This is a genomic window from Geitlerinema sp. PCC 7407, from assembly GCF_000317045.1.
Lineage (GTDB): Bacteria > Cyanobacteriota > Cyanobacteriia > PCC-7407 > PCC-7407 > PCC-7407.
Window position 1 is genome coordinate 1015885 of sequence record NC_019703.1, and the last position, 17422, is coordinate 1033306.

Sequence of the window (17422 nt, forward strand, 5' to 3'; positions counted from 1 at the left end):
ATATCTTTTGATGCTGGCCTAAATTTCGCGACAATAACGCCAGCAAAATTACTGGCTGGCAATGCCCTTATATGCCCGAAAAAGGGTCAATCTTGGGGGGCTAAATAATATTGCTTGGCGAGAGACTGGAAGAGGGGATAGTACTCCGGAAAAACCTCGCTCGGGGCCTGGGCCTGCCACGTGTAGAGAATGCGATCGCGCTCTAGACGCAAAGTCATGGTGCTCACCTCTGGACCAATGTCGACTTGGAGGCGGCCCGATAGACCCTGACGCGTCGTAAAGTTTTCGCCCTCAGGGGCCTTGGGCGTGTCATCGCCGGCAAAGACCAACGGATAGCTTCCCCACGCTCGCACCTCGATCGCCTGGTTGTCAGGGGCGTAAAAGGCTTGGCCATCCCGATTGTCGGGCGAAGGTCCTGGCTTCCAGCCGCGCGGATAGACCAGCTCAAAATCAAAGCGCTCGTTGTAGTAGGTCTGCGAGCGATCGCCCGACGTGATGGCTTGGTCGCACCCCTGCAGCGAGGCCATCACCCAGATAGCCGTCACCAGGGCCCATCCCCTTCGCTGCGATCGCCGGCTGTCCGGCGATCGCACCCGTCGCAATAACTCTCCAGCACCCATAATCATCAGCCGCGCAGAGCGGGACTCTCTGCCAGTACTCTTCGCCCGTTGGCAGTCCCGAACCGCACGATTGAGAAACGATGCTTTGTTAAGCTCTGTAACAATTATGCCGTCATGGCGTCATACCGTCTTGACAGCCTGCTGGCTAGCCGATATCGTGGCATAGCATACCCGGGTAAAACGATTGAAGTCTATGCAAGACAAGCAAAAAGTTACGTTATACCTTCCGCCAGAGTTACACCGTCAACTGAAGATTCGCTCCGCAGTTGATGTAGAACCGATGTCAGCTATTGCAGAGCGAGCACTGATCTTTTACCTCAATCATGCGGATGTCGTAGAGGAAGTCGAATCCTCCATTGGCAAGACCCACAGAGTTTACGAATGTCCGGAATGTGCCTCATCGGTCATCTTGCGTGACAGTGAGCTGATCAAGCTAGGCCAGCAGCCGGGAGTCGTGGTCACCGATGACATCTCTGTGAACCCTGTGCAGCCTGCTGCACCCGGCCAAGAAGGTGAAGAAGAGCTAGTTCCCTGCTAAGCATTGCTGAGTCACCCAGGTTTTGTGGGCTCTGTGCTGCTACCGACAAGCCGGTCCGTTAAGTACTTCAGTACTGTCTGCGCCGTGTTCTAAGTTAGGTCGATGGTTATGAAAGAAGAGCTCAGCATCTTAATACAGGCCCAATATCCCCTGATTTACCTGGTGACCTCCGAAGAAGAGCGAGCAGAGCAGGCGATCGCGGTGATCGCGGCGCAGCAAAAGCCTCAACGCAGGGTTTACCTGTGGACTGTGACCCATGGCATCGTCGAGTATGGCCAGCCAGGCAAGGTGATGCAGCAAAACACGGTCTCTCCTGAGGCAGCAGTCAGCTGGGTCAATCGCCAGGAAAATGGCATCTTCATCTTCAAAGATCTCCACCCCTTCGTTGACTCCCCCAATGTCACTCGCTCCTTGCGAGATGCGATCGCCAGCTTCAAAGGCACGCCCAAGACCATCATCTTGATGTCTCCAATCCAGCAAGTGCCCATCGAGCTTGAGAAAGAAGTCGTAGTTCTCGACTTCCCGCTGCCCGACATGGCCGAGCTCAACCAAGTCCTTTCCCGTCAGCTCGAGCAGGGCCGGAATCGACGCATCACCACCGAAGGCCGCGAAAAGCTCCTCAAAGCGGCTCTAGGTCTGACCCGCGACGAAGCGGAGAAAGTCTACCGGAAAGCTCAAGTAACCGCTGGCTGCCTCACCGAAGAGCAGGTCGACATCGTCCTTTCCGAAAAGCAGCAGCTCATTCGACGCAATGGCATTCTGGAGTACATCGAAGAAGACGAAACCATTCATTCAGTCGGTGGTCTAGAAGAGCTCAAGCACTGGCTCCATCAGCGCTCCAACGCCTTTACCGAGCGAGCTCGAGAATACGGCTTGCCCCAGCCAAAGGGGATGCTGATTCTGGGCGTTCCTGGCTGCGGAAAGTCGCTCATTGCCAAAACGACGGCCCGCCTCTGGGGTCTGCCGCTCTTGCGCCTAGACATGGGCCGAGTGTACGACGGCTCTATGGTTGGCCGCTCCGAAGCCAACCTGCGCAACGCTCTCAAGACAGCCGAATCCATCTCTCCCACTATCTTGTTTATCGATGAGCTGGACAAAGCCTTTGCTGGAGGGGCGGGCTCTGCGGACTCTGACGGTGGTACCTCCAGCCGGATCTTTGGATCCTTCCTGACCTGGATGCAAGAGAAGACCTCGCCGGTCTTCGTGATGGCCACTGCCAACCGGGTAGAGCGCCTGCCGGGAGAGTTTCTGCGCAAGGGCCGCTTTGACGAGATTTTCTTCGTCGACCTGCCCACGCCCGAAGAAAGACAAGCAATTTTCCGCATTCATCTAGCCAAGCGGCGTTCCGATATCACGCGTTTTGCCCTCGACCAGCTTGCGAGCGCCTCAGATGGCTTCTCTGGCGCTGAAATTGAGCAAGCCGTGATTGCCGCAATGTATGAAGCTTTCGCCCAAGACAGAGAGTTTACGCAGCTCGATATTTTGGCTGCGCTCAAGGCCACGCTGCCGCTGTCGCGGACGATGAACGAGCAGGTCACTGCGCTTCGTGATTGGGCTCGCCAAAGAGCCCGACCTGCTGCGTCCTCCGTCGCTGAATATCAGCGCATGGAGTTCTAAAGCTTTCCTGCCTGTTCCCAGCAGGCGGAAAGGCTAGCCCAAGGCTAGCAGACTGATCCGACCGTTGCTACATCGATTCTGAGCTTTGGCTGGTTAGCCGAATATCTCAGTTCCCTACCTACCAAAACGTTGTTGTATTTCTCGACTCTCTACTAGGAGGAAGTCCAAATGTCTCACTTCAGCACACTGCGCACGAAAATCACCGAGTCTGAAATCCTAAAGTCTTCCCTGCGTGATTTGGGAATCAACGTCAAGACTGAGGCGGATGTCCGGGGCTACAACGGCCAGCGGGTTCGTGCGGACATTGTTGCCGTTCTGGACGGTGAGTATGATCTCGGCTGGTCTCGCAATGCTGATGGCACCTTCGATCTGATTGCGGATCTGTGGGGCGTTGCCAAGAAGCACAATCAGACCGAGCTGATCAACTCCATTAACCAAAAGTACGCCGTTAACAAGACCTTGGCAGAAGTTAAGCGTCCTGGTCTGCAGAACGCTAATGTCAAGCTGGTGGTTCAAAAGTAGTCTCTCTGCGCGTTCCCAAGCTGACGGGCTTTCCTGGTAAGGGTAGCCCGTTTTCTGTCTCCTAAAATTTGCGTTGCCTATCTCTTTTATGAGCGTGGTTTTGGAGCGATCGCCGCTTCCAGGACCGCGCTTATTTTTTGCCAAATGCGTCTACTCTGAAAAAGGCTGGCTTTGATCGGGATAGTACGTCCATAGGAGAAGCGCATGTTTGGTCTTGGGTGGTTAGAAGTTGGCGTTATTTTTCTGGTTGTGCTGCTGATTTTTGGACCCAAAAAGATTCCTGAACTGGGCAGCGCTCTGGGAAAAACCCTGCGGGGCTTCAAGGATGAAGTTCAGCGTCCCAAGGAAGAGGATGAGTTTGGGGAGACGGACGAGGATTCGCTGCGCTAGGGTTTCTGGGTGGGTCGCAGCGATCGCCTAGGGACGCAGTCCTTCGGAGGCGTTGCGAATCTGTTTGCCCCATGAGTATCAAAGCAGGCACCGAAAAGGGCCCAGTCAACTTGACTGGGCCCTTAGTTCTTTTGAGATGTGCGCAGGCGGCTTCAGGAATTTAGGCGGCTGCTGACGGAGACTTCTTCGGTTTCGGACTCGAGAGGGGGATTGAGGGGAGTGGGGCGATCGCTGAGGTTCGCGGGCTTGGGCGATCGCTCCTCAATGATGGCGATGGCGCGGCTAACGCTCTCCGGCAAAATCACCACCAGGCTGCCTTCGGTCGCCTGGTCAAGGGCCGTCCGGATGGCCTCCGCCTCGTCCAAAATGAGCTGATAGGGCTGCTGAGGATTGCGATCGAGAATGCCCCGCTCGATCCAGTCAGCGGCGTCTCCCCGAGGACGTCCTCGGGTGTCGTCATCTTCTTTGATGATGATGGTGTTAAACATTTCGGCTGAGAGCTGGCCGAGGGTGACGAAGTCCTCATCGCGGCGATCGCCCGGCCCGCCGACCACCCCAATGCGATCGCCCGGCCAGTTCAGCACAAACCCCGCCAGCGCCTCGTAGCTGGCAGGATTGTGGGCATAGTCCACCAGCGCGTGGTACTTGCCCAGATCAAAAAGATTCATCCGGCCAGGCGTCTGGTCCACCGAGGCCTCAAAGGTCGCCAGCGCCGCCCGAATATCCTCAATCCGCACCCCCTGGGCAAAAGCCGCCAGGCTGCCTGCCAGCGCATTGGCAATCATAAACGGGGCCCGTCCTCCCATCGTCAGCGGGACGTTCACCGCCTGCTCGATGCGCAGCGTCCAGTCCCCCTTGATGATGGACAGATAGCCATTCTCATAAACAGCCGCCAGACCGCCCTGGAGGGTATGCTCGCGGATCAGCTCGCTGTCTGCATTCATCGAAAAATAGGCCACCTGCCCTTTGACCCGACTGGCCATCTGGGCGACCCGCGGGTCATCGGCGTTGAGCACTGCGTAGCCGTTGGGAGCTACCGCTTCAGCGACCACGCTCTTGAGGTGGGCCATCTCCTCGATCGTGTTGATGTCCCCCAAGCCGAGATGGTCTGCCGCCACATTCAGCACCACCCCGACATCGCAGCTATCGAAAGCCAGGCCAGAGCGCAAAATACCCCCCCGGGCCGTCTCCAAAACGGCCACCTCCACCGTGGGGTCTTGCAGGATCAGCTGGGCGCTTTGGGGACCGGTGTTGTCTCCCTTCTCCACCAAGTAATCCCCGATGTAGGTGCCGTCCGTGGTGGTGTAGCCCACGGTCCGCTGGGTCTGCCGGTAGATGTGGGCAATCAGGCGCGTCGTGGTGGTCTTGCCGTTGGTGCCCGTAATGGCCACGATGGGCACCCGGGCTGGCGTGCCCGGCGGAAACAGCATGTCAATCACCGGAGCCGCCACATTCCGGGCTTTGCCCTCGCTGGGGCAGACGTGCATCCGGAAGCCAGGCGCAGCGTTGACCTCGACGATCACCCCGTCCGTTTCCCGCAGAGGACGCGAGATATCGTCCGTCACCACGTCAATGCCCGCAATATCGAGGCCGATGACCTTGGCGACGCGCTGGGCCAGCCAGACATTTTCGGGATGGATGTCATCGGTGCGATCGATGGCAATGCCGCCCGTACTGAGATTGGCAGTGGCCCGCAGATAGCAAACCGCACCAGTGGGCAAAACGCTATCAACGGTGTAGCCCTGGCGCTCTAGGAGCTGACCACTGGTGCGGTCCATGGTGATGCGAGTCAGGACATTGTCGTGGCCTTCACCGCGCCTTGGGTCACGATTGGTTGCTTCGATCAGCTCCGCGATCGTGGACTTGCCATCTCCCGTCACGCAGGCGGGGACTCGCTCGGCGACGGCCACAACCTGGCCATTGACCACCAAAATGCGATGGTCGCGGCCGCGATAGTAGCGCTCAACGATCACGGTTTGGGTTTTGGAGGCGTTGCTGGCAGCGTCGTAGGCTTCCTCGGCTTCTTCCCAAGAGTTGATGTTGATGGTGATGCCGCGCCCGTGGTTGCCGTCGAGGGGCTTGATCACAATGGGAAAGCCGCCGACCTCTTCGACGGCGGCTTCTAGTTCGTCAAAGTAGCGAATGACGGTACCCGCCGGTACTGGAATGCCAGCGTCTCGCAGGGTTTTCTTGGTGCCTTCTTTGTCGCAGGCCAGCTCGACGCCGAGAATGCTGGTGTTGCTGCTGAGGGTGGCTTGGAGGCGTTTCTGATAGACGCCGTAGCCGAGCTGAATCATGGAGCGAGCGCTCATGGCGTTCCAGGGGATGCCGCGAGCCTCGGCTTCGGTGACCAGGGTTTCGGTGCTGGGGCCGAGGGCGGCATCGGACCACAGCTGACGGAGATCCTGGAGGTCCTGCTCGACTTCTTCGAGGGGGTAGGTGCCGGTGTCAACGATGCTTTGGCAGAGGCGGACGGCGGCCCGGGCAGCGTAGCGCCCTGCTTGCTCGTCGAGGTACTCGAAGACGACTTGGTAGATGCCGGGGGTGGCGGTCTCGCGGGTGCGGCCAAAGCCGACCATCATGCCGGCCAGGGACTGGAGCTCGAGGGCAACGTGCTCGACGATGTGACCCATCATGGTGCCGTCTTGGACGCGGCTCAGAAAGCCTCCCCGACGTCCGGGAGAGCAGTAGTGCTCGATCAGGCTGGGCAGCGCCTGGGTGAGGCCTTCGTAGAAGCCTGGGATTTCGTTAGAGGGCTTGTCGATGAGATTTTCTAAATCCAGCCGCATGACCACGAGTTTGGCATGGCGGATACTCCAGTAGTTGGGGCCGCGTAACGTCTGGATTTTTTCTATCTTCATAACGGTATCCGGAGTGTTGGGCGAGGCCGGGCAAGCACGGGCAACAGCTATCTAGTGTCCACTTTCAAAAAGTAGGGAAACCGTTCGTGGTGAACAGTCCTGAGGGGCGATCGCCCGAAAATCGGGACCTACGCTGGTTCTGGGGCCGTGGCTGTTTTTCTGTGCAGATCGTAGCAGTCTCCGTGGCTCAGGATGTGAAGCCGCAGGTGGTGGAGGCTGAGGGGATCGGTGGCGCCGACACCAGCGCTGTTGGTGTAGGTGGATTCTTTGGCGTCGATGATGGTGACGGTGCCTTTGCCCATGACGCGGATGAGGCCCTCGCCCTCGAAGATGGCGCAGGTGTCTTCGTCGATGCCGATGCCGTGGCGATCGGGGTGCATGGCGATCGCGCTCAGCAAGCGGGCCATGCGATTTCGGTTGTGGAAGTGCTGATCCACGATGACTTCGGGAATGATGCCCAGGCCGATCGCCATGTCCACCAGGGCGCGATTGGGCGATTCGCCGCTGCCGCCACCGGCGATCATGTGGTGACCCATGACCGCTGCCCCGGCGCTGGTGCCCGCCAAGACGATCTGGCCCAGCTGAGCCTTGAGGCGCACTGCCTCCATCAGCGGGGTGTCGGCTAGCAGGGAGCACAGCCTCAGCTGGTCGCCACCGGTCATGAAGACGCCGGTACAGTCGTCGAGGTCGCGCTGCCAGATGGGGTCTTCGCCCTGGCTACGCTCCCGGATGTCGAGAATCTTGATCTCGGAGGCCCCCATCTCTTGAAAAATGCTCCGGTAGCGCTCGCCAATGACCGCCGGCTCCCGCGAAGCGCAGGGAATAATGGCAATGCGGGCTTCGGCTTTGCCCGCACGGGCAAAAAAGGTGTGCAAGATTTCGCGCCCGTGCACTTTGTCTTCCGCTCCGCCAATGACCATGACAGAGGTTCTCGTCGATTGAGGTCTCCCCTGGTGCAAGAGGGACTGGGGTTCTAGCTGCAGCATAGTGTCGTGTCGATGGAAGGTGAACCAAGTGCTCCAGAAGCCGCGTCGAAAACTCGGTCAAGTCAGCAATCAGCAACAGCCACCTGGCAAAGCAAGGGGCCGAAAAGGGACAAAATTGGCGTCCGAGACACGACGGCCCTTAGATGTGGCCGTAGCTGCCAGCAACTTCTGGAGATTGCGGGGATGCTCCGAGCATGGCGCGCTGCGAAAGTCATCGATGGCATCGGTCAAACTCTCATTATTGGTGAGTCTAGACCCCGGAAACTGTAAAGAATTTGGCAAATTGTTTAAACACCATTAAACCAAGCCGGGGGCTGGAAAGACCAGGCTGCCAAGAGATTCCCTCGCCTGAGCCTCAATCGACGATCGCCTCCTGCCGGACTTTGAGCTGGGAATGGATGAAAGGCTGACGGGGCGCCAGGAAAAAGCCCATCAAGCTGGCAAAGAGAATCGGCGTAAACGGGGTAAAGTTGGCCAGTTTGGAAAGCAGCAGCGTGGTGCTGACCGGAGTGCGGGTCACTGCAGCGTTGAGGGCTGCCATGACGCAAATCATGGCTAGGCTGCTGTTGAGACCGGGGGTCGCGAGGGCGATCGCCTTGCCCAGACAGGCGCCCGTGAAGAACAGCGGAATGATGATGCCGCCGCGCCAGCCTCCGGTCACCGTGGTGCTGATGGCGATCATTTTGGCGAAAACTAGCCCCAACAGGGCGATCGCCGTCAGGTTGCTGCCGATGGCCTCCGCCAGCTCGTGGTGACCGTAGTAGCGGGTGAGGGGAAACGCGAAGGCCAAAACGCCGAGCACCAGACCCGCCACCGTGGTGCGCACATAGATGGGGCCGGGAATGGCGCTCAGCAGGCGATCGCAGCTCCGAAAAATCGCGATAAACAGCCAGCCAGCCCCCGCCCCGATCACCCCATAGGCCAGGGCCAGCCACACCTCATCGATGCCATTGGGCGTGTACTGCGGGAACGTCCAGGTCGGCGCGATCCCCAGCTGCGTGATCGCCGCAAACACCAAGAAACTGGCGCAGCTTGACACCAGGGCTGGCAAAATCGCCTCGTAGTATTCCACCACGTGCTCATGGTGCAAAATCTCTAGAGCAAACATCGCCCCGCCCAGGGGCGACCCAAACAGCGCCGTAAACCCTGCGGCCATTGCTGCCAAGCTCATCGTGCGCAAACTCTCGCCCTGAAGCTTTAGGCGATCGGCTGCCCAGGTCCCAAAGGAGCCTGTCACCTGCACCAGCGGCGCCTCAGGCCCCGCGCTGCCTCCCGCCGAAATGCTAACCAGGGAGGACAGCAGCATGGACGGATTTTGGCGCGGATTGAGGCGACCGCCCTGGAAGTGGATGTTGTCCACAATCAGGCCGATTTCCCCAGGGTCGCCGAGATAATAAATCACCAGGCCCACCCCCAGCCCTGCCAGGGGCATCACCCACAGCAGCGTCGCGCCGGTGATTTGCTCCATGCCGTGAATCACCAGCTCTAGAACGTTCCAGTACAGGGCCGCAAAGAGGCCGCACACGATCCCCACCAGCGCCCAACACAGAAACCAGCGGGACAGCACGATGGGATTACTCGAAGTCAGGCTCGAAATCCAGCGCAGCGCGCTGTTGGAGCGCTCAGAGGGAGGAGTCTGATTTGACGACACGGCAGTTAAACGATAAACAGCAAAAACGGCACATTCAAAAACGGGATCAGACGCCAAAGCGGCGTGACCCAGAGGCGCTGCGGGAGGCCGCGGTTGGCTCAGGTGCCATTAGCGCATTTTGATGGCATGGTACTTTTGATTGTCTCAGCTTTGCAGCCCGGTGCGGGATCGCGATCGCTGTAGGCTGACATTGCATTTCCTTTGAGGCGCACCGTGCGATTCGACATTGTCACTCTGTTTCCCGACTTTTTTGCTTCTCCCCTCAGCTCCGGGCTCCTAGGCAAAGCCCTCGCCAAAGACATCGCCGAGGTGCACCTCACCAACCCCCGCGACTTCACCACCGACAAGCACCACCGCGTCGATGATGAGCCCTACGGCGGCGGCGTCGGGATGCTGATGAAGCCGGACCCGATCTTCGCAGCGGTCGAATCCCTGCCCGTCCTGCCGCGCCGAGAAGTGGTCCTGATGACGCCCCAGGGCGAAACGCTCCACCAGCCCCTGCTGCGTCACTGGGCCGAAACCTGCGACCAGCTCGTGATCATTTGCGGCCACTACGAGGGCGTGGACGATCGCGTCCTCAACCTGGTCACGCGGGAGGTGTCCCTGGGAGACTTTGTGCTGACATGTGGCGAAATTCCGGCCCTGACCATCCTCAATGGCGTGATCCGGCTACGGCCCGGCACCGTCGGCAAAGAAGACTCGCTGAAGTTCGAGAGCTTTGAGGCGGGGCTCCTGGACTATCCCCAGTACACGCGACCGGCGGTGTTTCGGGGCTGGGAGGTGCCCGAGGTGCTGCGATCGGGCAATCACCAGGCGATCGCCCAGTGGCGTCTAGAGCAGCAGATCCAGCGCACCCGCGATCGCCGCCCCGACCTCTACCAAGCCTGGCTGCAATCCCAATCCCAAAACCCCGGCCCCGCCCCAGAGCCCTAGCCAACGCCCTCCCCGCTGCTCAACCAAATGGCACGCTACTATGAGAAGAAACAGCGCCACTATTTCGAGCAACTGCACGCAATGAAATCACCGATTCAGGCCGTTCAGTCTCCCTACTACGGAGACGGATTTCATCGGACCCCCCCGCCAGACTTGCCCTCCCTTCTTCTGAAGGAGCGCATCGTGTATCTCGGCATGCCCCTCGTGCCAGCGGTGACGGAGCTGATCATTGCTGAGCTGCTGTACTTGCAGTACGAAGATCCCGAAAAGCCCATTCGGATCTACATCAACTCCACCGGCACCTCCAGCTACAGTGGCGAACCTGTGGGTTTTGAGACCGAAGCCTTCGCTATCTGCGACACCATCAGCTACATCAAGCCCCCCATCCACACCATCTGCATCGGCTCTGCGATGGGTATGGCCGCCATGCTGCTGTCCGCCGGAACCAAAGGCTGTCGCGCGAGCCTTCCCCACGCCAGCATCGTGCTCCATCAGCCCAAGAGCTACGCTCGCGGTCAGGCCACCGACATTCAGATCCGAGCCAAAGAAGTGCTGGCCAACAAAGAAACCATGGTCAGCATCTTGTCTCGCAACACCGGTCAGGCGCCGGAGAAAATCATCAAAGACATGGACCGCCTGCTCTACATGACGCCCCAAGAGGCGAAAGAATACGGCTTGATCGATCGCGTGCTGGAATCCCAGGAAGATCTCAACAAGCCTCTGCCTGCTGGCGTTAGCTAGGCAAAACTGCCGGCTGCGCACTAGCTCTCAACTGCCTATTTATATTTGTCTACGGAGCGTACACTATGCCGATTGGCGTCCCAAAGGTTCCCTACCGGATGCCGGGGGAGACCTACACCCAATGGATTGATATCTACAACCGCCTGTACCGGGAGCGCATTATTTTCCTGGGTCGGGATGTCGACGACGAGATCGCCAACCAGATCATTGCTGTGATGCTCTATCTGGATTCTGAGGACCCCGGCAAAGACATCATTCTCTACATCAACTCCCCGGGCGGGATGGTGACAGCGGGTATGGCCATCTACGACACCATGCAGCACGTCAAGTCCGACGTGGTGACGATCTGTGTCGGCCTTGCGGCGTCCATGGGCTCTTTCTTGCTGGCTGCTGGCACCAAGGGCAAGCGTTTGGCGCTGCCCCACTCGCGGATCATGATTCACCAGCCGTCTGGCGGTACGCGCGGTCAAGCGACGGACATCGAGATCGAGGCGCGGGAAATCTTGCGGATCCGCCAAGAGCTGAACGGCATCTACGCCAAGAACACCGGTCAGCCCATCGAGAAGATCGAGAAAGATATGGACCGCGACTTCTTCATGTCGGCCTACGAGGCGAAGGAGTATGGTTTGATCGATCGCGTGATTGAGGATCACCGATAGGGTTGTGCGATCGGCGGTAGGCCGCACCTAAATCGGTATGCTGTTTCATAAGGGCTGTTGGCGGGAAAAACTCCCATCAGCAGCCCTGTTTGTTTGGAAACCAGTAGTGGCAAAATAACGGATAATTCTGCCGTTATTAATCGATGAACCTTGCAGATTGCTATCGTGTGTTGGGACTGCGTTCTGGAGCCTCGTTTGCTGAGATTAAGGCGTCCTATCGACGGCTGGCGCGGCAGTACCATCCCGATGTGAATGCGGGCGATCAGCGGGCGAAGGAAAAGTTTATCGAGCTGACGGCGGCCTATCAGCAGCTGCTGACTGCGGTGCAGCCCCAGAACCAGGGGGCTGAGACGGCGGAGCGATCGCCCCAAGCAGCTCAGAGCGCGGCCTCTCGACCGGTGAAGACGCGGGTGGTGCGCCGCCCGCCCAAGGTGGAGATGAATCCGCGCCTGTCGGAGATCGAGCAGCGCCTGAAGGAGCAGTCCTACGATCAGCTCCAGGAATTGCTCAAGCACCATCGCTATCCGCGGGCGATCGCTCTGGTGGAGGGACTGGCTCAGCGGATCGCCCATGATCCGGAGGTGCGCCAGTGGCAGGCGATCGCCTATCAGCGCTGGGGCCGCCACCTGATCCAGCTCAATCAGCTCGATAAGGCGCGGGTCTATCTCAAAAAAGCCCTGCGCACCGACCCCCACAATCGCTCTCTGTGGGCGGAGGTGGAGCGAGATTTTCGGACATTAGAGGAGCGCTACTAGGTCGGGGCGAGCCGCTAGAGGCGGCAGTGACGGTAGACTTCGCTGGCGGCCCGGTGCAGCAGGGAGTGGCGATACACCAGGTCGTTGAGGTTGTGGGCGTAGCCGCCGCCGATGACGCTGGCCACCGGATAGCCGCTCCCTAGGCAGGTGCTCAGGACCTGCATGTCGCGCCGATAGAGCCCCGAGTCGGTCAGCGCCAGCTTGCCCAGGCGATCGCCCACGTGGGGATCGGCCCCGGCGTCGTACAGCACTAGATCGGGCTTCACCTGGCTCAACAGATCCGGTAGGTACTGGGCCAGCGTTTGTAAATAGGCATCGTCTTCGAGACCTTCGGGCAGCGGCACGTCGAGATCGCTGCGCTGCTTGGTGCCGGGAAAGTTGACCTCGCAGTGCATCGAAAAGGTGAACACGCTGGGGTCGTCCTGAAAAATCAGGGCTGTGCCGTCCCCTTGGTGGACGTCCAGATCGACGATCAGGACTTTTTGGACCACGCCTTCGGCCTGGAGCACCCGCGCCGCGATCGCCAAATCATTAAAAATACAAAAGCCCGAGCCGTGGTTGGGGAAGGCGTGGTGGGTGCCGCCAGCGGTATTGCAGGCGAGGCCATGCTCTAGGGCCATCCTCGCCGTCAAAAGGGTGCCCCCCACGGCGGTACAGGTGCGCCGGACCAGGGCGCTCGACCACGGCAGCCCAATGCGGCGCTGGGCCTTGGCGTCCAGGGTGCCCTCGCAGTAGGCCTGAATGTAGTCGGGGCCGTGGACGTGGGCCAGGATCTCCGGTGTCGGGTACTCCGGCTGATGAAACTGGCTGGCATGGGCCACGCCGTCCTGGATCAGGCTCTCGTAGAGCAGCCGAAACTTGGCCATGGGGAAGCGGTGCCCCGCTGGCAGCGGAATCACATAGTCTGGGTGATAGACCAGGGGTAAGTCCATAGCGGGGGGCGCGCCCTAGATCACCTCACAGCGCAGATAGGGCTGCAGCACCTCAGGCACCTTCACCGTGCCGTCGGCTTGCTGATAGTTCTCCAGCACTGCCGCCATCGTGCGCCCGATGGCGAGGCCCGAGCCGTTCAGCGTGTGCACGAACTGCGTGCCCTTCTTGCCCGCCGTCTTGAAGCGGATCCCGCCGCGCCGCGCCTGGAAGTCGCCAAAATTCGAGCAGCTGGAAATCTCCCGATAGCTATTGGACGAGGGCAGCCAAACCTCTAGGTCGTAGCACTTCATCGCCGAGAAGCCCAGGTCTCCTGCGCACAGCTGCACCACTCGGTAGGGCAGCTTCAGCGCCTGAAGAATCGCCTCCGCGTCGGCCACCAGCTTTTCGTGCTCCTCCTCGGAGGTCTCGGGGTGAACGAACTTCACCAGCTCTACCTTGTTGAACTGGTGCAGCCGAATCAGGCCGCGGGTGTCGCGCCCATAGCTGCCCGCTTCGCGCCGGAAGCACGGCGTGTAGGCGCAGTGATAAATGGGCAGCTCCTCGGCGTTCAGGATCTCGTCTCGGTAGAGGTTGGTGACTGGCACCTCTGCCGTGGGAATCAGCCACAGGTCATCCTGCCGACACTGGAAGCTTTCTTCTGCGAATTTGGGCAGCTGGCCGGTGGCGGTCAGAGACTGGCTGTTGACCAGCAGCGGCGGCATCACCTCGCCGTATCCGGCGGCGGTTTGGCGATCGAGCATGAAGTTGATCAGCGATCGCTCCAGCGCTGCGCCCTTGCCCAGCAGCGTGGCAAAACGGCTCTGGGCAATCTTGGCCGATCGCTCGAAATTCAAAATGCCCAGCTTTTCCCCGATCTCCCAGTGGGGCAGCAAGCCCTCGCCCTGGGGAATGTGCTCATCGCCCCAGCGCCGCACCTCTACATTGTCCGCGTCGCTCTTGCCCTCGGGGGTCGAAGGATGGGGCAAATTGGGCAGGGCCAGCACCAGCGCCTCGATCTGCGCCTTGATGTCTCGCTCCTGGGGCTCGAGCTCGGCGAGCTGCTCTTTGACCTGGTTGCCTTCCTGGCGCAGCGCCGCGATTTCGGGGCCTTGGGGATCGCTGCCCGCCTTGATCTTTTGGCCGACCAGCTTCCCAATCTCATTGCTGCGGGCCTGCAGCTGCGATCGCCCGGTTTCCAGTTCCCGCTGCTGCTGGTCCAGCGCCAAAATCGGTTGCAGATCGTAGCCAGCTCCCCGGCGGTTGAGAGCAGCTTGCACCTGGTCAGGGTTTTCGCGAATTTGCTTGAGATCGAGCACGGGTCTTCCTAAATGATGGCCTATCAAAAACAGCGACCTTCTCCCTCGAAAATCGCTGTTGGTGGGTTATCAAAATCCTCCCCAGGTCACCGATCGCCCGAGGGTCAAATTGCCCCAAAGGCGAGGCGATAGGCGGTTTAGGGGCCTGACAACCTGCTTAAAACAGCATATCGCCTCACGGGACGGCAACGCACCTGTTCCTACGGCACCGTAATGGCGACCATTTGATCCTCCGGCAGGTACTCGCAGAAGCGGCCCTCATCCGCAAAAATCGACACCAGCCGCAGCGACCAGTCCGGCTCTGCTGGCGGCAGATCGGCCCAGGGAATGGCAACCTCTAGGCAGGTGTTGAGACCGATCTGGATGCGGTTGGCCCGCGAGTACCATCGGTAGTGCTCCCCCGCTTCCTGGAACCAGGTCGATTGGGTTTCGAGGTTGATGCCCAGGTGGTGGTGGTAGAGGTAGTTTAGCGGCGCATGGTCGGGCAGCTCCGCCACCGGAATCGGGCTGTTGTGCAGAATGCGATCGGGATAGTACCAGAGAATGTGCAGCTCCGGCGGGCAGTCGACCCCCACTTTCACCCCGGCGCGGAAGTCAAAGCGCAAGTAGAAATTCAAGTGGTCCACGCCGTACCAGATCCGCTGAATCGTGCTGCTGCGGTGCATGGTGCCCCGGGCGCCCCCCACTTCGACCCGACCGGCCTTGTCCCAGTCCTGCTCGTCTCCCAGGCCATCGATGATCGGGTGAATGAAGCTCTCGGGGCCATGATCGCCCCGCGCCTCGTGGATTTCGACCGGACGCCGCAGCTCCTCGGGCACCGGCTCGTTGAGGGCCTGATACAGCGCGTAGAGGTGCTCCCGAAACAGCTGGTCGAACATGGCGTCCTGGTTGGAGGAGTGCCCTTCGCCAAACCACCAGAACCAGTCTGAGCCCTCGGCTGCATACAGCGCTTCCCAGGCTTCGGGGTTCGTTTCTTCGGTGGCTTCGGGATGGTTGGCCAGGACCTGGCGCGCTTGGGTAAGTAGGTCCCAGGCCCGGTTTTTGGCGGGGTCGCCAATCCAGGTGGTGAAGCTGCCGTCGACCCAGGAGCCGCTATGCAGCTGGTCGGCGGGCAGCTTGGCCGTGGGTGGAAACTGGTCGATGTATTCCGCCACGGTGACCAGCTTGATGTCTCGGTGCTCGCTGAGGGTGTGGTAGAGGTGCTCCAAGAAGGGCTTGCCGTCTTGCTGATAAAACTCCCAGCAGTTTTCGCCATCCAGGGCGATGGTGACTAGCCAAGGATCGTGGAGGACGGTGCCGCCGCCTTCTTGGCGAGACTTGAGGGAGCGGCTGATGGCTTCGAGGTGGCTGACCAGGTCTGTGGCGGCCCGCTTGGGATCCATGGCGCCGTAGGTGAAGCCGATCAGGTCCGACAGTCGGTGATCGCGGAAGACGATGGCCAGATCGCCGTAGGGGGTTTCGAGGCGGTAGGGCCGATAGAGCATCTCGGGCTCTAGGACATTGCCGAAACCGTCGCGATGGAAGAAGTGCTTGAGGGTCCAGCCCAGGACGGCTTCGTCAGAGCAGAGCCAGTTGAAGCCTTGTTTGGCGACGTAGGGAAGGATGGTGGGGCTGACGGACTGCTCGGAGGGCCACAGACCGCGAGGCGATCGCCCAAAGCGATCGAGATACAGGTCCCAGGCTTTTTGGAGGTGGCGAGGAATGTCTTCGGCCCACTGGAAGCGGTGCTCGGGCAGTCCCATCTGGGGCACGGCGACGCGGCCGGCGTTGGTGTCTGCCAGCAGCGGCAAGATCGGGTGAGTGTAGGGGGTGGTGGTGACCTCGAGCTGGCCCGCATCCTGCATCTTGCGGTGCTGGGGAATGATCCGGCTCAAAATCTCGCGCTGCTTGGAGTAGATGCGCTGGCGATCGCTCAGGGTGAAGTTTTGCCCCTGCTCGAGCCACTGGGCGATCGCCGGATCATCCCAAAACAGGGGGTCGATCCAGGCCAGGTTGTGCCACGCCATCAGGTCGCTGTAGTCCTGGGCGCTCCAGTGCTCTAGGCACCAGGTGATTCCCCGCTCTTGGCGCTGGTGATAGAGCTCGGCATAGCGGGGATGGGGGTCGATCAGGTGGTGGCGATTGGCGTCGAAGAAATGCTCGGCAATGAAGCGCTTTTCGGTGTCGTCGAGCTGCTCCTCCGCCTTGAGGGCCACGCTCAGGTACGGATCAAAGGCCGTCCCCGCAACATAATCCTCCAGTTGCAAAATCAGCGACGGCACCAAGTTGACCGTTTGGTGCAGCTTGGGATAGCGCTCGAGCAGAAGCACCAAATCCAGGTAGTCTTTGGTGCCGTGGAGCCGGACCCAAGGCAGGCGATACTGGCCTCCCATGCGGCTTTTGTAGAGAGGCTGATGCTGGTGCCAGATGATTGCGACGTGGAGGGGATGAGCCATGAATTTAACCAGCGAACGTCCGCAAAACGCGATGAACAGGGATAGATTGTAGTCTGCTTCCCTGTTCATCAGTTTAGGCTTAGCGCTGAGCTTTGCGGGTTGCCCAAAAATACGTTTTGCGGCGAAGGTGAGGGCCTAGAGGACCTGCTCGACCTCAGCAATCTCGGGGATCATTTCCCGGAGCCGACGCTCGATGCCCATCTTGAGGGTCATGGCAGAGCTGGGGCAGGAGCCGCAGGCGCCCTGGAGGCGCAGCTTCACGATGGGGCCTTCGATATCGGCAAGCTCGACGTTGCCGCCGTCCGCCATCAGGTACGGGCGCAGATCGTCGAGGACTTTTTCAACGTTCTCGGGGGTCAATTCCATGACTTCGGCCATAGGTCACCTTGCTACTTTCACAACGGATGTGTTTCTTTTCTTAGTGTACTCTGGCGGGCTGCCAGGGCGCGGAGTCTCTAAGGAGCGATCGCGCCCTGGCGCCTTCTC

General features: G+C 59.9%; 16 protein-coding genes. 8 read left to right on the top strand and 8 right to left on the bottom strand.

Translation table 11 applies throughout. From position 1 onward, the window contains the following. Positions 1–86: 86 nt before the first annotated feature. Positions 87–626 (bottom strand): hypothetical protein, encoded by a 540-nt coding sequence (locus GEI7407_RS04365; RefSeq protein WP_015170917.1) that lies wholly within the window; start codon positions 624–626, stop codon positions 87–89. 187 nt (positions 627–813) lie between these two features. Here GEI7407_RS04365 and GEI7407_RS04370 point away from each other — a divergent pair, with 187 nt between their 5' ends. From GEI7407_RS04370 to tatA, 4 genes are all read left to right on the top strand, one after another. Continuing rightward, the gene (locus tag GEI7407_RS04370) at positions 814–1158 is read left to right on the top strand and encodes a hypothetical protein (protein WP_015170918.1); all 345 of its coding nucleotides are present in this window, start codon (positions 814–816) and stop codon (positions 1156–1158) included. A 108-nt stretch (positions 1159–1266) separates the two neighbouring features. Further along, on the top strand, positions 1267–2775 hold the full coding sequence (locus tag GEI7407_RS04375) for an AAA family ATPase (protein ID WP_015170919.1): 1509 nt from the start codon (positions 1267–1269) through the stop codon (positions 2773–2775). Between the two features lie 168 nt (positions 2776–2943). After that, positions 2944–3297, top strand: a complete 354-nt coding sequence (locus tag GEI7407_RS04380; RefSeq protein ID WP_015170920.1) for a DUF1257 domain-containing protein — start codon at positions 2944–2946, stop codon at positions 3295–3297. 204 nt (positions 3298–3501) lie between these two features. Continuing rightward, a complete protein-coding gene (gene tatA / locus GEI7407_RS04385; protein WP_015170921.1) occupies positions 3502–3687 on the top strand; it encodes a twin-arginine translocase TatA/TatE family subunit in 186 nt (61 codons plus the stop codon). Positions 3688–3839: 152 nt separating this feature from the next. On the opposite strand, the gene cphA is transcribed toward tatA, so the two are convergent. The 3 genes from cphA to GEI7407_RS04400 all read right to left on the bottom strand — a co-directional run bounded on the left by cphA (position 3840) and on the right by GEI7407_RS04400 (position 9185). Continuing rightward, on the bottom strand, positions 3840–6548 hold the full coding sequence (gene cphA / locus GEI7407_RS04390) for a cyanophycin synthetase (protein ID WP_015170922.1): 2709 nt from the start codon (positions 6546–6548) through the stop codon (positions 3840–3842). Between the two features lie 128 nt (positions 6549–6676). Then, a complete protein-coding gene (locus GEI7407_RS04395; protein WP_015170923.1) occupies positions 6677–7534 on the bottom strand; it encodes a cyanophycinase in 858 nt (285 codons plus the stop codon). Between the two features lie 355 nt (positions 7535–7889). Beyond that, the gene (locus GEI7407_RS04400; RefSeq protein WP_015170924.1) at positions 7890–9185 is read right to left on the bottom strand and encodes a chloride channel protein; all 1296 of its coding nucleotides are present in this window, start codon (positions 9183–9185) and stop codon (positions 7890–7892) included. Between the two features lie 213 nt (positions 9186–9398). Between GEI7407_RS04400 and trmD the strand changes: the two genes are divergently transcribed. The 4 genes from trmD to GEI7407_RS04420 all read left to right on the top strand — a co-directional run bounded on the left by trmD (position 9399) and on the right by GEI7407_RS04420 (position 12273). Continuing rightward, a complete protein-coding gene (trmD, locus tag GEI7407_RS04405) occupies positions 9399–10118 on the top strand; it encodes a tRNA (guanosine(37)-N1)-methyltransferase TrmD (RefSeq protein WP_015170925.1) in 720 nt (239 codons plus the stop codon). A gap of 81 nt (positions 10119–10199) precedes the next feature. Further along, complete coding sequence (locus GEI7407_RS04410; RefSeq protein WP_041268269.1) at positions 10200–10859, top strand: ATP-dependent Clp protease proteolytic subunit; 660 nt, start codon at positions 10200–10202, stop codon at positions 10857–10859. 65 nt (positions 10860–10924) lie between these two features. Continuing rightward, on the top strand, positions 10925–11518 hold the full coding sequence (locus GEI7407_RS04415; protein WP_015170927.1) for an ATP-dependent Clp protease proteolytic subunit: 594 nt from the start codon (positions 10925–10927) through the stop codon (positions 11516–11518). Positions 11519–11661: 143 nt separating this feature from the next. Further along, positions 11662–12273 carry a J domain-containing protein gene (locus GEI7407_RS04420; protein ID WP_015170928.1) on the top strand — a complete coding sequence of 204 codons (612 nt, stop codon included), beginning with the start codon at positions 11662–11664 and terminating at the stop codon, positions 12271–12273. Positions 12274–12287: 14 nt separating this feature from the next. On the opposite strand, the gene GEI7407_RS04425 is transcribed toward GEI7407_RS04420, so the two are convergent. The 4 genes from GEI7407_RS04425 to GEI7407_RS04440 all read right to left on the bottom strand — a co-directional run bounded on the left by GEI7407_RS04425 (position 12288) and on the right by GEI7407_RS04440 (position 17314). After that, positions 12288–13205 (bottom strand): histone deacetylase, encoded by a 918-nt coding sequence (locus tag GEI7407_RS04425; RefSeq protein WP_015170929.1) that lies wholly within the window; start codon positions 13203–13205, stop codon positions 12288–12290. Positions 13206–13220: 15 nt separating this feature from the next. Further along, a complete protein-coding gene (serS, locus tag GEI7407_RS04430; protein WP_015170930.1) occupies positions 13221–14501 on the bottom strand; it encodes a serine--tRNA ligase in 1281 nt (426 codons plus the stop codon). Between the two features lie 200 nt (positions 14502–14701). Then, entirely contained in the window at positions 14702–16936 is a 2235-nt protein-coding gene (locus tag GEI7407_RS04435) for a glycoside hydrolase (RefSeq protein WP_041268684.1), read from the bottom strand. Positions 16937–17071: 135 nt separating this feature from the next. After that, complete coding sequence (locus tag GEI7407_RS04440; protein ID WP_015170932.1) at positions 17072–17314, bottom strand: NifU family protein; 243 nt, start codon at positions 17312–17314, stop codon at positions 17072–17074. Between the last annotated feature and the right edge of the window lie 108 nt (positions 17315–17422).